Origin of the sequence: Acinetobacter sp. MF4642, from assembly GCF_002018925.1 — a bacterium.
In the GTDB taxonomy this organism is placed as follows: domain Bacteria; phylum Pseudomonadota; class Gammaproteobacteria; order Pseudomonadales; family Moraxellaceae; genus Acinetobacter; species Acinetobacter johnsonii.
In genome coordinates this window covers 35,497-52,131 of sequence record NZ_MVON01000015.1, presented here as the reverse complement: position 1 = coordinate 52,131, position 16,635 = coordinate 35,497, and the positions used below count along the sequence as shown (strand labels likewise).

Annotated in this window: 14 protein-coding genes; 8 read left to right on the top strand and 6 right to left on the bottom strand. The window is 42.3% G+C overall.

Annotated features, from left to right (window positions below; all coding sequences use genetic code 11):
• Position 1: 1 nt before the first annotated feature.
• Entirely contained in the window at positions 2 to 1,396 is a 1,395-nt protein-coding gene (locus MF4642_RS09785) for a methylenetetrahydrofolate reductase C-terminal domain-containing protein (RefSeq protein WP_078426091.1), read from the bottom strand.
• A gap of 519 nt (positions 1,397 to 1,915) precedes the next feature.
• On the opposite strand from MF4642_RS09785, the gene ribBA reads away from it, so the two are divergent.
• From ribBA to MF4642_RS09745, 8 genes are read left to right on the top strand one after another with little or no spacing between them, the layout of a single operon-like run.
• Complete coding sequence (gene ribBA, locus MF4642_RS09780; protein ID WP_004983924.1) at positions 1,916 to 3,031, top strand: bifunctional 3,4-dihydroxy-2-butanone-4-phosphate synthase/GTP cyclohydrolase II; 1,116 nt, start codon at positions 1,916 to 1,918, stop codon at positions 3,029 to 3,031.
• Positions 3,032 to 3,049: 18 nt separating this feature from the next.
• The gene (gene ribE / locus MF4642_RS09775) at positions 3,050 to 3,520 is read left to right on the top strand and encodes a 6,7-dimethyl-8-ribityllumazine synthase (protein ID WP_004684294.1); all 471 of its coding nucleotides are present in this window, start codon (positions 3,050 to 3,052) and stop codon (positions 3,518 to 3,520) included.
• Positions 3,521 to 3,524: 4 nt separating this feature from the next.
• Positions 3,525 to 3,980: a transcription antitermination factor NusB gene (gene nusB / locus MF4642_RS09770; RefSeq protein ID WP_004983920.1), complete on the top strand. Its 456-nt coding sequence runs from the start codon at positions 3,525 to 3,527 to the stop codon at positions 3,978 to 3,980.
• Positions 3,981 to 3,992: 12 nt separating this feature from the next.
• Positions 3,993 to 4,910 carry a thiamine-phosphate kinase gene (gene thiL / locus MF4642_RS09765; RefSeq protein ID WP_078426090.1) on the top strand — a complete coding sequence of 306 codons (918 nt, stop codon included), beginning with the start codon at positions 3,993 to 3,995 and terminating at the stop codon, positions 4,908 to 4,910.
• Entirely contained in the window at positions 4,888 to 5,409 is a 522-nt protein-coding gene (locus MF4642_RS09760; RefSeq protein ID WP_078426089.1) for a phosphatidylglycerophosphatase A, read from the top strand. The genes thiL and MF4642_RS09760 overlap by 23 nt, the downstream gene beginning before the upstream one ends.
• 20 nt (positions 5,410 to 5,429) lie before the next feature.
• Entirely contained in the window at positions 5,430 to 6,794 is a 1,365-nt protein-coding gene (glmU, locus tag MF4642_RS09755) for a bifunctional UDP-N-acetylglucosamine diphosphorylase/glucosamine-1-phosphate N-acetyltransferase GlmU (protein WP_078426088.1), read from the top strand.
• A 12-nt stretch (positions 6,795 to 6,806) separates the two neighbouring features.
• Positions 6,807 to 8,645, top strand: coding sequence for a glutamine--fructose-6-phosphate transaminase (isomerizing) (glmS, locus tag MF4642_RS09750; RefSeq protein ID WP_078426087.1), 1,839 nt, complete (start codon positions 6,807 to 6,809; stop codon positions 8,643 to 8,645).
• Positions 8,646 to 8,704: 59 nt separating this feature from the next.
• Positions 8,705 to 10,075 (top strand): phosphomannomutase, encoded by a 1,371-nt coding sequence (locus tag MF4642_RS09745; RefSeq protein ID WP_078426086.1) that lies wholly within the window; start codon positions 8,705 to 8,707, stop codon positions 10,073 to 10,075.
• Between the two features lie 86 nt (positions 10,076 to 10,161).
• On the opposite strand, the gene MF4642_RS09740 is transcribed toward MF4642_RS09745, so the two are convergent.
• The 5 genes from MF4642_RS09740 to galU form a co-directional block, all read right to left on the bottom strand.
• A complete protein-coding gene (locus tag MF4642_RS09740) occupies positions 10,162 to 11,604 on the bottom strand; it encodes a capsule assembly Wzi family protein (protein WP_078426085.1) in 1,443 nt (480 codons plus the stop codon).
• A 183-nt stretch (positions 11,605 to 11,787) separates the two neighbouring features.
• The gene (gene galE / locus MF4642_RS09735) at positions 11,788 to 12,804 is read right to left on the bottom strand and encodes a UDP-glucose 4-epimerase GalE (protein ID WP_078426084.1); all 1,017 of its coding nucleotides are present in this window, start codon (positions 12,802 to 12,804) and stop codon (positions 11,788 to 11,790) included.
• The gene (pgi, locus tag MF4642_RS09730; RefSeq protein ID WP_078426083.1) at positions 12,797 to 14,470 is read right to left on the bottom strand and encodes a glucose-6-phosphate isomerase; all 1,674 of its coding nucleotides are present in this window, start codon (positions 14,468 to 14,470) and stop codon (positions 12,797 to 12,799) included. The genes galE and pgi overlap by 8 nt, the downstream gene beginning before the upstream one ends.
• Positions 14,470 to 15,723: a nucleotide sugar dehydrogenase gene (locus MF4642_RS09725; RefSeq protein WP_078426082.1), complete on the bottom strand. Its 1,254-nt coding sequence runs from the start codon at positions 15,721 to 15,723 to the stop codon at positions 14,470 to 14,472. The genes pgi and MF4642_RS09725 overlap by 1 nt, the downstream gene beginning before the upstream one ends.
• Before the next feature lie 12 nt (positions 15,724 to 15,735).
• Positions 15,736 to 16,611, bottom strand: coding sequence for a UTP--glucose-1-phosphate uridylyltransferase GalU (gene galU, locus MF4642_RS09720; RefSeq protein ID WP_078426081.1), 876 nt, complete (start codon positions 16,609 to 16,611; stop codon positions 15,736 to 15,738).
• Positions 16,612 to 16,635 lie beyond the last annotated feature (24 nt).

The following is a 16,635-nucleotide window of genomic DNA, read 5'->3' as shown; positions in this document are numbered from 1 at the left end:
TTCAGCTAGCAGCCTCCACATACCAATTTTTCCAAGAGCTGGTTCCTCGCACCGCAATCGACACGGTCGGAATCAGCTTTTCTTTTAAGATCTTGGTTTGTCCAACGGCTTTGGCTAAGCGTGCTTTGACTGAATGAATGCATTCACGGTCACCAAATTCACAGCGGTCTAAGCTGGTTCCACCACAGGGCCCATTGGCCAAGCCTTTAGGACAAGTTTCAGGGCAAATATACAGGGTCTCGCCTAAACGGCATTGACCACAACTCTCACAGCCCACCACTGCATGCTTACTCAAATGTTCTGTTTTCAGTAATGCTTGTTTGGCACGCGATCGATCCCAAACATTGAAATTGAAAATAAACCGCCCCATGCCTTTGGCCAGTTTAGATTCAAATAAAGCATCGTGCATCAGATGCAGATGTTGGTATTTAATGATCTGACTTGAGGTCGCAGGCCGTGAATAATAAGCCAGCTTCGGATGAAACTCTGTACCGGTTTGCACCTGCCAAAGCGTATTCCAAAGTTGTTCACACTCAGCAAAACTCAAGTGCCGATATTCTTCAATATAACGCTCCAGGAAGCTTTGTTCTTCAGGCTGATGGCAAGCCGATAAATGCACCCCCGCAAAACCCAAATGTCGACACATTAGAATCTGTAATGCGCAGCGCACATAAACGCGATCACTTAAACCCTGTTCTTTTTCCTGTTGCAACACCTGCAACATATGCGGGGTGATCACAATGCCGGCTACTTTATGTTTCAGCATAAACTTAGCCCGTGCCAAGGTCAGTGGCATGACACAGGCTAACATTTTTTGAGCATACTGATGCTGCACTAAAAATGCATGCGCATCCTGTAAAGCAGCCATGTCATAGCCCAATTGGGTAATCACATAATCAGCCCCTGCTTTCATCTTTTTATGCAGTTTCAGATATTGCGCCTCTTTTTCCGCTTCAGCATATTTAAACGGATTAAACGCTACACCGATATGAAAACCGCCTTGGCGTTTAGCTTCCATGACAGCATTCACGGACTCCAAATAACGTGTTCGGGGTTCTAGATCATGGCTATAGTGGTGCTGTTTTAATTTATCACCCGTTAAGAGCAACAAGTTCTTTTGACCCTGTGTTTTTGCATCTTGTAAAAACTGCTCAAAGTCTTGTATATCCCGTGCCTTCCCCGAAAAGTGAATGACTTTTTCAATCTCTTGTGGATACTGTTTGGCGACTTGCAAAGGCGCTTCATCATCATCCGCATGCACCCGATCAGCCAGAGTCATAGCCGCAGGAAAACCTGCAAATTGAGCTTTCACAGGCCACTGGGCTTGGTGCGAGCTTAAGTATTCAACCAATACGCAAAATTGTTGCTGTGCAAAATATTGAGCAAGTAAGGACATCACAGGAGAAATAATCCAGAGGATTAAAAAAGAAGAATTATAGTACAAATCAAAAATAGATGACGAATCGTCTGATTATTCACCACAGCATATTCAATATTTTTTGACTCATCCTCCACCCGATGAGTGAACGCAAATATCCACCCCGGTCTGATTCATTAGTTGCAGTACCCTGCTAAAACTGAACCTGATGGTCAAATTCAAAAAAGAAGGTACTCTAACGCTCAACCACACGCCGCCCATAGCACAACATTTGTCTAGACCTCTTATTTACTACGCCGATTGACTTATTTTCGATAAGATTGTTCTTTTTTATGCTTTTCAATCGCTTAAAGACTAAGCACATTTCAGCTTTTTAAAATAAAGGCATCTTTTCAAGCTTGGACTGACTGTGTATAACAATGGACGACTCAAGGAAATGATTCGCACATAGGCAAAAGCCTGAAAAAAGCTTAAACTATGTGCCAATGAAAACAAATGATATGTCGTCCATGGCGACAACGATGAAGGTGAAGGTTGATGCCGCTCAATACCGTTGAAGAGCTAGTTGCAGATATCCGTGCAGGTAAAATGGTCATCCTGATGGATGACGAAGATCGTGAAAATGAAGGTGATTTAGTTATCGCAGCGACCCATGTTCGCGCAGAAGACATCAACTTTATGATCACCCACGCACGTGGTTTGGTGTGCTTAACGCTCAGCCGTGATCGCTGTAAACAACTGAATCTACCATTGATGGTCGATGCCAATGGCGCACAACATGGCACCAACTTCACGCTCTCCATTGAAGCGGCAGAAGGGATTTCTACAGGGATTTCGCCTGCGGAACGTGCGCATACCATTCAAACGGCTGTAGCAGCACATGCCAAACCATCAGACATCGTTCAACCTGGGCATATTTTCCCCTTGATGGCGCAGCCTGGCGGCGTTCTACACCGCGCAGGTCATACCGAAGCAGGTTGTGATTTATCTCGCCTAGCGGGTCTAGAGCCTGCATCGGTCATCTGTGAAATCATCAATGAAGATGGCACGATGGCGCGTCGTGCCGATCTTGAAATTTTTGCTGAAAAGCATGGTTTAAAAATTGGTACCATCGCGGATCTGATCCACTATCGTATGACCAATGAGCAAACGGTTGAACGGATTGATCAGCAAAGCATTGATACCGAATATGGGACGTTTGACTTATACCGTTACCGCGAATTAGGCAATCCAGATATTCACTTGGCTTTGGTGAAAGGTGAACCGAAAGAAGGGGTAACGACCGTTCGTGTCCATGGTTTCAACCCTGTTCGTGACCTGCTCAAGCTCAACAAAAAAGACGGCGAGCCAGCATGGAATCTCGACAAAGCCCTGCAAGAAATCGCAAGCAGCGATCGTGGTGTTTTAGTCTGGATTGGTCAGCGTCATTTACAAGACTTAGGCCCAGCCTTAGACAGCCTTACAGCACCAAAACCAACCAAATCCAATGCTGCTTTATCTCAGCAGTACCAAACCATTGGGGTTGGCGCACAAATTTTACGTGATTTAGGCGTAGAAAAGATGAAGCTTTTGAGCTCGCCTTTACGCTTTAATGCACTCTCTGGGTTCAATTTAGAAGTGGTGGAATATATCACCGCACATCAAACAACTTAAAAAATCATCGAGGTTGCTATGGCAATTCGCCGTATTGAAGGTATGTTACATCTCGCTAGCGAAGGCCGTTATGCGATTTTAGTGGGTCGTTTTAATAGTTTTGTTGTCGAACATCTATTAGAAGGTGCAATTGATACATTGAAACGTCATGGTGTATCAGAGGATAATATCACTGTTGTTCATGCACCAGGCGCGTGGGAACTTCCTGTCGTGGCTAAAAAATTAGTGGCGTCTGAACGCTTCGATGCCATCATTGCACTGGGTGCTGTGATTCGTGGTAGCACGCCTCACTTCGACTTTGTTGCAGGTGAATGTGCCAAAGGTTTAGGCGTAGTTGGCCTAGAATCTGGTCTTCCAGTGATTAATGGTGTATTGACTACGGATAGTATTGAACAAGCGATTGAACGCTCGGGTACAAAAGCAGGTAATAAAGGCGGCGAAGCTGCTCTTACTGCAATTGAAATGGTTAACTTGTTAAAGGCTATTTAACGCTATGTCGCAAACATTGCAAGCAACTTATGCAGCAAAACGTAAAGCACGTCGCTTTGCTGTACAAGGAATTTACGAATGGCAAATGAGCCACAATCCAGTCCATGAGATTGAAGCACGTACGCGTGTGGAAAATGCCATGCACAAAGTGGATCTGAGCTATTATCATGAATTGTTAACCCAAGTGGTTGCCAATCATGAAGCATTGGATGCGCTCTTAATCCCTGTGCTTGATCGCGAAGTTTCTGCGCTTGACGGCGTTGAACTTGCGACCCTTCGTTTAGGCGCATATGAACTCAAGGAACATCTTGAAATTCCATATCGCGTGGTTTTAGACGAAGCGATCGAGCTTGCTAAACATTTTGGCGGTGCAGACAGCCATAAATACATCAATGGTGTATTAGATCGTTTAGCAACAACTTTACGTGCAGCAGAAAAGCAACAAGCGAACTCACAGTAGTAGATTTGTTGTATGGCTGAGTTTTCGATCATTGATACCTATTTTAATCGTAAGAGTCCTCATTCTGTCGATTTAGGCGTCGGTGACGACTCAGCCTTGCTCACCCCACCACCGCAGCAACAATTGGTCATTTGTGCCGATACCTTGGTTGCTGGACGCCACTTCCCGCTTGATACCAGCCCACATGCGATTGGCTGGAAATCTGTCGCGGTCAATTTATCTGATATCGCCGCAATGGGCGCGAAACCTCAGAGTATTTTATTAGCCTTGAGCTTACCCCAAATTGATCATGACTGGCTCAAAGGCTTTAGTCAGGGGTTATATGATTGCTGTGATCAATTTGGCGTGAGTTTAATTGGTGGAGACACCACCCAAAGCCCACATCTCACCATTTCCGTGACTGCACTGGGCTGGGTTGATATCGGTCAAGCCGTCACCCGTTCTGCCGCGCAAGTGGGTGATTTGATTTGTGTCAGTGGTACGGTCGGCGATGCTGCTTTTGCCTTGCAACACTTGGGGCACCCTCTCCAGCAACGTTTAGACTACCCCACCCCACGCTGTGAACTGGGTCAAGCACTCAAAGGTTTGGCGCATAGTATGATTGATGTGTCGGATGGCTTAGCACAAGATCTCGGTCATATTTTAAAAGCATCCCATGTGGGCGCGACCCTACAACTTGATCAGTTGCCAATCAATACCGCTCTACAAGATGTAACACGAGAACAACAATGGCAATATGCTTTGGCGGGTGGCGATGACTATGAATTATGCTTTACAATAAGCCCGCAGAATTATGAAAAACTTTTGCAACAACAAAACCATAGTAGCATCAGTGTCATTGGAAAAATTGATGCCAAAAGTGGTCTACGTTTTCAACAAAATGGCTTAGACCATTCCTTGCAATTTAATGGATATCAACACTTTGCATAAGCCCCCTATCCTCTTTCGTCAGATGTCTTGGTACGACCGTTGCATCGTGTTTTGCGGTGTAGGGTTTGGCTCAGGGCTAGCACCTAAAGCACCGGGTACCTTTGGTTCTGCCTTCGCGCTGCTGTTTGTCCCGATTTGGCTTGCAATTGGTTTATCTAACACCATTATTGCCATATTCCTTATGTCTCTCATGGGTATTTATATCTGTGGACATACTGCCAAAGTGATGGGCGTACATGATGATGGGCGTATTGTCTGGGATGAGTTTGCGGGACAGTCCATCACCCTTTTACCTGTTCTATATTTAGGGCAAATGAATTGGCTCTGGCTAGTGCTGGGTTTTGTTTTATTTCGTATTTTTGATGTATGGAAACCGTGGCCGATTCGTGTCATTGACCAAAAAGTCGAGGGTGGTTTTGGCATTATGCTCGATGACCTGATTGCAGGGCTATGGGCTGCGCTTTGTATTTGGATTTATTTTTATTTTACTGTGGCTTAGGCCATTTTTAGGATTACAACATGTCAACGACTGTTATTATTCTTGCTGCAGGTAAAGGAACACGTATGCGTTCTTCTTTACCCAAAGTACTACAACCACTTGCAGGACGTCCTTTACTTGGTCATGTCATCGACACTGCAAAAAAATTAAATGCAGCCAATATTATTACAATTTATGGGCACGGCGGAGCACGAGTTCAAGAAACGTTTACTCATAAAAAGATTGAATGGGTGGAACAAGCAGAGCAACTCGGAACTGGCCATGCGGTGCAAATGACACTCCCTGTCCTTCCACAGGAAGGCAGCTCACTGATTTTATCAGGCGATGTACCTTGCATCTCTCAAAGCACGCTACAAAAATTACTCAATGCAACTGCCGAGACAGGCATTGGTCTAGTGACTTTAACTTTAGCCGATGCAACAGGTTATGGGCGTATAGTGCGTGAGAATGGTCAGATTCAGGCGATTGTTGAACATAAGGATGCGACCACAGAGCAGCACCAGATTAAAGAAATTAATACAGGTATTTACTGTGTCAGCAATGCCAAATTGCACGAATGGTTACCTAAACTCAGCAATAACAATGCGCAAGGTGAATATTACCTGACTGATATTGTAGCAATGGCCTTAGCTGATGGGATGCAAGTCGCATCGGTTGAGCCGGAACAAGCCTTCGAAGTTGAAGGAGTCAATGATCGCATTCAGCTTGCCGCATTAGAACGTCAATTTCAAACCGATCAAGCCAAAAAGCTGATGCAGCAAGGTGTGCATCTGATTGACCCTAGTCGCTTTGACCTGCGTGGCAATTTAACAGTGGGGCAAGACGTCCGCATCGACATCAATGTGATTGTTGAAGGCGAATGTGAATTCGGCGACCATGTAGAAATTGGTGCAGGTTGTATCATCAAAAACACCAAGATCGCAGCAGGTACAAAAGTTCAGCCGTATAGCCTCTTTGATAACGCTATGGTCGGTGAAGATGCACAGATTGGTCCTTTTGCTCGTTTACGTCCAGGTGCGAAACTGGCTGCTGAAGTGCATATTGGTAACTTCGTTGAAGTCAAAAATACCAGCATTGGCCTTGGCTCAAAAGCTAACCACTTTACCTATTTAGGTGATGCTGAAATTGGTACAGGCTCGAACATTGGTGCAGGTACCATTACCTGTAATTATGATGGTGCAAATAAATTTAAAACCATCATTGGTGATGCTGCATTTATTGGTTCCAACAGCTCATTGGTTGCACCTGTCACGATTGGCAATGGGGCAACCGTCGGGGCTGGCTCCACCATTACCCGTGATGTTGCAGAGAATAGTTTAGCGGTAGAACGCTCTAAGCAAGTTGCAAAAGAAAACTATCAACGTCCACAAAAGATGAAGAAATAAGAGGATTAGATTATGTGCGGTATTGTCGGTGGCGTTGCAGAACGTAGTATTACCAATATTTTAATTGAAGGTTTAAAGCGCCTTGAATATCGTGGCTATGACTCTGCGGGTTTAGCGCTGGTCAATCAAGGTCAAGTTTTACGCGAAAGACGTGTCGGTAAAGTTTCAAATTTAGAAGAAGCCGTTAATCAATCCAATATTCTCGGTTCTCTGGGTATTGCGCATACCCGTTGGGCAACCCATGGTAAACCCACTGAAGATAATGCACATCCGCACATTTCTGGCGATGTTGCTGTAGTCCATAATGGCATTATTGAAAACTATCAAGAACTTAAAGATGATCTTGAAGCTTTAGGCTATGTATTTACCTCACAGACCGATACCGAAGTGGTCGCTCACTTGGTTAAGGATGCCTTAAAGTCAACTCCAAGCTTGCTGGAAGCTGTGCAACAAGTCGTGCCTCAACTTAAAGGGGCTTATGCACTAGGTATCGTACATACCGACCATCCCGATGAACTCATTACCGTGCGTGAAGGTTCACCTTTGGTGATTGGGGTCGGCATTGGTGAAAACTTTATCAGTTCAGATCAATTGGCTTTATTGCCTATTACCAATCGTTTTATTTACCTTGAAGAAGGTGATATTGCTCGTTTAACCCGCAATAGCATTGAAGTTTTTGTCGCTGGTCAACGGGTCGAGCGCCCAATCAAAGAATTAGATGCTGCCGTCAGCAATGCATCTAAAGGTGAATATAAGCACTACATGCTCAAAGAAATTTATGAGCAACCTGAAGCAATTCAACAAACCATTTCTCAAGCCCTAGATGGCAATGCACTGCGTGAAGACTTTCTTGCCAATGCAGTTGCTGATTTCCAAAAAATTCAGCAAATCCAAATCATTGCCTGTGGGACCAGCTACCATGCGGGGATGATTGCCAAATATTGGTTTGAACAACTGATTGATCTACCGTGCCAAGTAGAAATTGCGAGCGAATTCCGCTATCGCAGCCCTGTCATTGTCAATCACACGCTTTATGTTTGCATTTCACAGTCTGGTGAAACCGCTGACACTTTAGCCGCACTGCGTGATACCCAAAAGCGTGCTGCAGCAAAAGGTGCTGACATTACCACCATGACTATTTGTAATGTCGCAACATCGTCTATGGTACGTGAGACCAATCATAGCTTGCTTACACTGGCGGGTCCTGAGATTGGTGTAGCATCGACCAAGGCATTTACCACACAGCTTGCAGCACTCATGTTATTGGTCCTAAAAATTGGTACGATCAAAAATAGCATTTCTGTACAACATGTGGCTGAGATTACGGCTGAACTTTGGCATACCCCTAAAGTGATTTTAGATACCTTACGTAATGACCCTGAAATTTTACGTTTATCTGAACTTTTCGTAGAGAAGCAGCACTGCTTATTCTTAGGTCGTGGCACGAATTTCCCGATCGCACTGGAAGGGGCGTTGAAACTCAAAGAGATTTCATATATCCATGCTGAAGGCTATGCCGCAGGTGAACTTAAACATGGTCCTCTCGCTTTAGTCGACAATGACATGCCTGTGGTGATTCTCGCACCGAAAGATGACATGCTCGATAAACTCAAATCGAATATGGAAGAGGTTCAAGCCCGTGGTGGTGAACTCTTTGTCTTTGCCGATGAAAATAGCGGCATTAAAGCCAAAGACCGTCAGCATGTGGTTTATGTACCAAGCATTAGCCCAATACTGGCGCCAATTGTTTATAGCGTGCCTGTACAACTGTTGTCTTATCATGTTGCGGTCCTTCGAGGAACGGATGTCGATCAGCCTCGAAACTTAGCTAAATCGGTCACCGTAGAATAATTATTTAAATAAAGGCTGGGAATCCAGCCTTTATTCTTTGTCTAAATAGAGAATCGCATATGTCGCAACTTACCTGCTTTAAAGCCTATGATATTCGTGGCAAGCTCGGGACAGAGCTGAATGAAGAAATTGCCTATAAAATTGGCCGTGCATATGGACAAATTTATCATCCCAAAACCGTGGTCATCGGTTGTGATATTCGTTTAACCAGTGAAGGTCTCAAACAAGCCACCATTCAGGGCTTAAATGATGCTGGGGTGGATGTCCTTGATCTTGGTATGACAGGTACAGAAGAGGTTTACTTTGGTGCATTTCATCTCGATGTTCAAGGCGGTATTGAGATCACGGCGAGCCACAACCCGATGGACTATAACGGCATGAAATTGGTCCGCGAAAATGCACGTCCGATTGGAGCGGATTCAGGGTTAAAAGAAATTCGCTTGTTGGCTGAATCAGGCAACTTTAATGAAGTTACAGCCAAAGGCAAAACTGAAAAATACCATATTCTGCCTGAATATATCGATCATTTAATGTCGTATATTGATCCTGCCAAAATTCGCCCACTTAAATTGGTCATGAATGCGGGCAATGGCGCGGCTGGTCATGTGGTTGATGCCATTGAAGCAAAATTTAAACAGTTCAATATGCCTGTTGAATTTGTCAAAATTCACAACGATGCCGATGGCACCTTCCCTAATGGTATTCCCAACCCGATTTTAGTTGAAAATCGTGACAGTACCCGTAATGCCGTGATTGAACATCATGCAGATATGGGTATCGCTTGGGATGGTGACTTCGACCGCTGTTTCCTGTTTGATGAAAAAGGACAGTTCATTGAAGGTTATTATATTGTTGGCCTTTTAGCACAAGCCTTCTTACTGAAACAATCAGGCGAAAAAATTGTCCACGACCCACGTCTGATTTGGAACACTTTTGATGTTGTAGAGAAATATCAAGGCATCTCTGTTCAGTCGAAATCAGGACATTCCTTTATTAAAGACAAAATGCGTGAACACAATGCCGTTTATGGCGGTGAAATGTCTGCACACCATTATTTCCGCGATTTTTCTTATTGCGATAGTGGAATGATTCCATGGTTGTTGGTTGTTTCTGTAATGTCTGAAACTGGACAATCTTTGTCCTCATTGGTTGAAGAGATGATCACTAAATTCCCTTGCTCTGGCGAAATCAATTTTAAAGTTCAAGATACCCAAGTCACAATTCAAAAGATTTTTGATCATTTTGCAGATCAAAATCCTTCTATTGACCGTACTGATGGTGTAAGCCTAAACTTTGAAAGCTGGCGTTTAAATGTACGTGCTTCAAATACTGAACCGCTCTTACGCTTAAACATTGAAAGTCGCGCCGATCAAAACCCAAAACCAATGCAAGCCTACGTGGATGAACTCACACAACTCATTCAAGGTTAATTTTCTTTTGACCTAAATAAAAAACCATTCAACCCGTAAAGCGTTGAATGGTCTTTTTAATTTAAATATCTTAAAACCGACAATAATTAAAATAATGAGCGGTCTAAAGGAATTTCCACACCTATTGAAACTCCCGCATCTTGACCATAGACATCAGAATCACTCACCCATCCATTCAGTTTCAATGGCGCATTTGGTTTTAAGTAATGTGTCCAAGTAAGATCTAAAGCTTTAATTTCATCTTTTTGAGTAAATGCCTGATTATTTATCGAATTTGATTGATTAACTTTTGCCACCATTGCTCGCCCATTTAAGCGATTCATAACATCAAAGCGAATGTCTCCACCGAGACTTAGCATTTGACCATCCCCACCCATGGCATGCCCTAACGGGAAGCCGTGTTGGTAATAACCATCCTTATAGTTACGATGTTCATAAGAAATACCAAGCACATCACGATTGGTTCGAGTATCTGCCCATTCCGTATATAATTGAAATGGCATATTATTGAATTGTGAAGAATAATCGACACCTGCTAAATACATTTTTTTTGAAGGAAGAAGCCCAGCTTCATCTTCACCTACATATTGCCCATAAAGGCTAATCGGCACACCAGTCCAGCGGTTTAAATTAAGGCGTGCATCAAAACCTGCTATTTGATTAGACTTATCTAGAGCACCATCATCAAAGTTGTCATTACCTTTAATCGCATTCCATAATGAGTCAAAACTTTCTGACCGCCCCTCACCTCCCCATTGAAGAATTCGAGAAGCACCAAGCTCCAAGTACGGCAATGGCTGTGCAGTTAAACGAAATCCTAATAATTTGGCATCTGGAATTGCATGGTAATCATCTAATTGACCTGCAAAGGCTTGATATTGCCAAGGACCAATCCATGACAGCCACTTTGTTTCAAATGCTTGTTGTTCAGCACGCTGCATGGTCAATCCATACACTGGACGGCTTGCATCACCACGGATTAAGCTACCCTCATGTCCAGGACCCCAATAGGTAGGGATTTGACCAGCAATCAACCATTGATTCCATAATTTACCCGCAATATACGAACCTTCTACATTTACATCTTGCCCATGATCAATGATTGGATCTTTTTCAGCATTGACTCGCAGTCTTGCATCCCACTGCTTTCCACCTGCATTCAATTCAAGCGCCGCTTGATATTGCGATTTTTGCTCATCTGCAAATTTTTGCGGGATATTTTGTGGATCTGTTTCAGCAAATAAAGCCAACTTAGTAGAGGTATTTTCTGCTTCTAAATTTGCCATAACCGAATTGATAACTTTCTGCTGAGCATTATTTTCAATTTTGGCAGTAGATAATGCACGCTGAATTTCTTCACCACTCAATGGCCAAGTCGAAGTGCTAATTTGGATCACACCTTGTTGGTTTAGCCAATTTAGATCTGTACGTAGATCATTATTATTCAAAATGATCCCTTGAGCGTAAACCGGCAGAGCTAGAGAAGAAAAAATCGCAAGTGATAAAACTCTAAGGGTTTGATATTTCATATATTATTTCAATCAATTTATCTTTCACATATGATAACGATTTTTTTCAAATAAAAGATAAGATCTATTATTATTTTTGCACAATCAATACACGACTCAATATTTAAGCAAAATAGTTAGAAGTATGGCAAATACAAAATTCGCCACACTGTCTTTAATGAATTTACACACTAAATTTAAATCTTAGTTGTATCCATTCGGATTTTGCTTTTGCCAGTTCCAGCTATCCTTCAACATATCTTCTAAACCATATTGAGGCTGCCAATCTAACTCAGCGACAGCACGGGCATTATCAGCAAATGAGGTTGCAACATCACCTTCTCGACGAGGTACATATTCAAAAGGTATATCAATACCATTTACCCTCTCAAAAGTATCTCGAATTTGTTTTACTGAAATCCCATTGCCTGTACCAATATTCCAAGCGCGGCATCCTTGCGTTTTTAAACGATGATTCAATGCGCATAAATGTGCATTGGCCAAATCAACCACATGAATATAATCACGAACACCTGTACCATCCACCGTGTCATAATCATTGCCAAAAATTGACAACTTATCACGACGGCCGACTGCCACCTGTGTGACATAAGGCATCAAATTATTGGGTATCCCTTGTGGGTCTTCACCAATTTGACCACTTTGATGTGCCCCTACCGGGTTAAAATAACGCAGCAATCCAATTGACCAGCGCTCATCTGCAGTCGATAATTTCTCAAGTAATTGCTCGACAATCAGTTTGGTATAGCCATAGTTATTACTTGGCATACCTGTAGGCATGGTTTCATTCAAGGGTGAAATATTGGCTTCATCATAGACTGTTGCAGATGAACTAAAGACCAACTTAAAGACTTGAGCACGCTCCATCGCTTTAACCAAGCTAATTGAACCCGAGATATTATTTTCAAAATATTTTAGTGGCTCTTTTTGGCTTTCACCCACAGCTTTTAAGCCTGCAAAGTGAATCACTGCATCAATAGAATGATGCTGAAAAATTTGATCTAAAATTTGCTGATCGAGAATATTACCTTCAACAAAATCTAATTTTTTAGCTGCCAAGGCTTGAACACGTGCTAAAGATTCGACAGAACTGTTGGATAAATTGTCCAGTACAACAACGTCATGCCCTGCGCTCAAAAGTTGAATACAAGTATGTGAACCAATATAACCTGCACCACCTGTTACTAAAATTTTAGCCATTGGTTTTTCCTAATAATATGTGTAGTAAGCCTTGCGTTGATCCATCTAAATCCGAAATATCCTTTCGATCACCATTTAATATTGGAAGTAGCTGATTGGCAATTTCTTTGCCTTTTTCTACACCCCATTGATCAAACGGGTTAATATTCCAAAGCACTGACTGTACAAAAACTTTATGTTCATACATTGCAATCAACATTCCCAAACTATATGGATTTAGCTCTTGCAATAAAATGGTTGAACTTGGTTGATTGCCTTCATATTGTTTATATTCCGGCAAATCTTGTACTTCTTGTTGATTTAAAGCTTGATTACCAAATGCCAGTAAGCGCGATTGAGCCAAACAATTGGATAAGGCCAAATGATGCTGTTCTACCAGCGCCTCTGCATTATCGACATAGGTAAATTGTTGGGCCTGATAGCGCTGCACTGGCGCAATGAAATCACAACTCACTGCTTGGCTGCCTTGATGCAGCAATTGGTAAAAAGCATGCTGTGCATTCGGTCCCACTTCCCCCCATATAATCGGGCAAGTATCCCAGTCCACTTTTTTACCATTACGCTGAATCGATTTACCATTGGATTCCATTTCCAACTGCTGCAAATAAGAGGCGAAATATTTCAAACGTCCATCATAGGGCAGTACTGCATGGGTCTGAATATCAAGGAAATTATTATTCCACGCACCTAATAAGCCCATTAATACAGGAATATTCTGTTCGAAAGGTGCCGTCTGAAAATGCTGGTCTACCGCATATGCGCCAGCTAGTAGTTGTTTAAAGCCATCAACTCCAATTGTCAGTGCAATCGGTAAACCAATACATGACCAAAGTGAATAGCGACCGCCGACCCAATCCCAGAGCAAAAATTGGTTTTCGGCTGCAATACCCCATTCTGTCATTTTATTTGCTTTGGTGGATACGCCAATAAAATGATGCTTTAAAATTTGTGATTCTTGTCCAAGTGCTTTTTCAAGCCATAAACGCACTGTTTGCGCATTAGATAAGGTATCAATGGTCCCGAACGATTTTGAAGAAATAATAAACAGCGTGGTTTCGGGACGAAGTTGATGCAATAAATCCGAAAGCTGACTACCATCAATGGTCGAAACAAAATGTACATTGAGTGGCTTATATGTGGATTTTTTGAAATCAGATAAGGCATGACTCACCATCAGTGGTCCTAAATCTGACCCTCCAACACCAATATTCACCACATTTTGAATGACTTCGCCAGTTGCACCGCGGCACTGACCCGCATGAATTTTTTCTACCAAAGCATACATACGCTCAAGTTGTGTATGCACTTGTTTTGCTAATTCAGGATGAGACTGATCATCTTTAGGTAACCGTAGCGCCCAATGCATGGCTGCACGCTGTTCGGTATAGTTAATTTCTTCAGTAGAAAATAAACGCTTTATCCACGACGTTAAATCTTGTGTTTGTGCCCACTGGACTAGATTTTTGACAACGGGCTGATTGACTCTATGTTTACTAAAATCAAAAACCGCCGGCTCTAAAGTCACAGAGAATTTTTCGAATCGCTGAGGGTCCTCAGCAAAGAGTTCTGTTAAATGCCTATTTTCAAATTCAGCTTTTAAACCATGAAGTCCGCCTACAACTGAATCTACATGTTCGACCGTATAGGGTTGATTTTTAATAGCCATTAGCGTCCTACCCCCATATATGCAAAACCTTGAGACTTCACATATGCTGGATCATAAATATTGCGCCCATCCAAAATAAGCGGATGCTGCATGGTTTTAAGCAATTCTGTATAATCTGGACTCCAATATTGTTTCCATGCAGTCAATAAACACAAAGCATGTGCATCTTGCACTGCCTCATATTGCTCTATGCAATATATAAGATCAGGTCGCTCACCATATATTTTTTTAATTTCATCCAAGGCTTGAGGGTCATGTAATTTAACTTTTACACCTTGAGCCCATAGTGCTGCCAACATGGCATGAATAGGAGATTGTCGGGTACTGGACGTTTTCTCTTTAAATGCAGCGCCCCATATCGCAACAGTTTTCCCTTTTAAATCACCATGATAATAATTCCATAATTTACGGAATAAAACTTCTTTTTGCTGCTCATTAATTTCCCAAACTTGTGCAAGGAGTTGGCTATTTGCACCCACACCTGACACCGTATGCGTTAGAGTCTGAATATCATGTGAAAAGTTTTCTCCACCAAAACCAGCCCCCGGATAGAGATAAGATCCTCCAATACGGTTATCTGCAGCCATCCCCTGACGAACTGACTCAATATCAATGCCTAATTTCTCAGCAACCACTGCCAAGTCATTGATATAACTAATTCGTGTCGCCAACATGCCGGAGATACTCAACTTGGTAAATTCGGCATCTACAATGGGCATAAATAAATATTGCTGCTGACGTGGAAATAAAGGACGTAAGAGTTCCTTAATTTTAATTTGAGCAGCATCTGATGCAGACCCAACAATCAGCTGTTTGGCTTGGGCAAAGCTTTGTAAAGCGTTTCCTTCCTGAATCATGTCGGGTAAGTAGACCCACTCATCTTCATGCAAAATTTTTACAAATTTTTCTGTCCCATGCAGTCCTAAAGTAGACGCATTGATCATCAGTTTAGGGTGAATAATGGGACGAGACTTTAATTGTTTTAATATCTCAATCGATTGAGTTTCTTCAGCTGGGTTAAAACTGAAGAAATAGGCATCTGCATCTAATGGAATATCATTAAAATCGCAGTATTTTAAAAAACTACTTTGTTGTTTGTTGAGTAGATTTTTTACAGCTTCATCTTGGATATACATTTGTTCGCTTTCATACGTTTTCAGTGGTTCATACCAAAAAACGTGATGACCGCATTCTGCTAGCAAAGCAGCAAATACACCTGAAAAGAGTGTTTGTCCAAATACTGCAACCTTCATATCAATCTCTTTTTATAGTTTTAGTTCTTTGATCAGCGCTTTAAATTCTTCACCTAATTTTGGATGGTCTACGCCATAATGTAAAACCGCTTTGAGATAGCCCAATTTACTGCCGCAATCAAAGGTTTGCCCTTTCATGCGATAAGCTTCCACCGTATCGGTCGCTTGCAAAGCTGCAATTGCATCGGTCAGCTGAATCTCATTACCTGCCCCTTTCGGCGTGTTCTCAAGTAATTGCATAATTTTGGCAGGTAAAATATAGCGACCCACTACCGATAAATTTGATGGTGCAGTGCCAACGGCGGGTTTTTCCACGATACCTTGCATTCGAATGCTATGCCCTTCGGCAGGTATAGAAGCTACATCCACAATACCGTATTGATCTACCAAATGATCAGGTACAGCTTCCACCATAATTTGTGATGCATTGGTTTCATCAAAACGTTGAATCATTAAACTCAAATCATTGGTTTCCGATGAGTCTTTAACAAGAACATCTGGTAATAGCACAGCAAAATCATCATCACCTACTACAGCTTTTGCACACAGTACAGCATGACCTAAACCAAGTGGCTGTGGTTGACGCACACTGATTACACTCACATGTGGCGGTAAAATTTCAGTGATTTCTTTGAGTAAATCAAATTTCTTTTTATGTTCTAGAGTTGTTTCAAGCTCAAAGTTACGATCAAAGTAGTTTTCAATCGAAGCTTTTGAAGAATGGGTAACAAGAATAATCTGTTCAATGCCAGCAGCAACTGCTTCTTTTACAACATATTCAATGGCTGGACGGTCAACCACTGTGACCATTTCTTTGGGAATAGACTTGCTCGCAGGTAAAAAACGTGTACCAAGGCCTGCGACTGGGAGAATGGCTTTTTTGATCATTACAAATAGTTCACTAATAAAAAA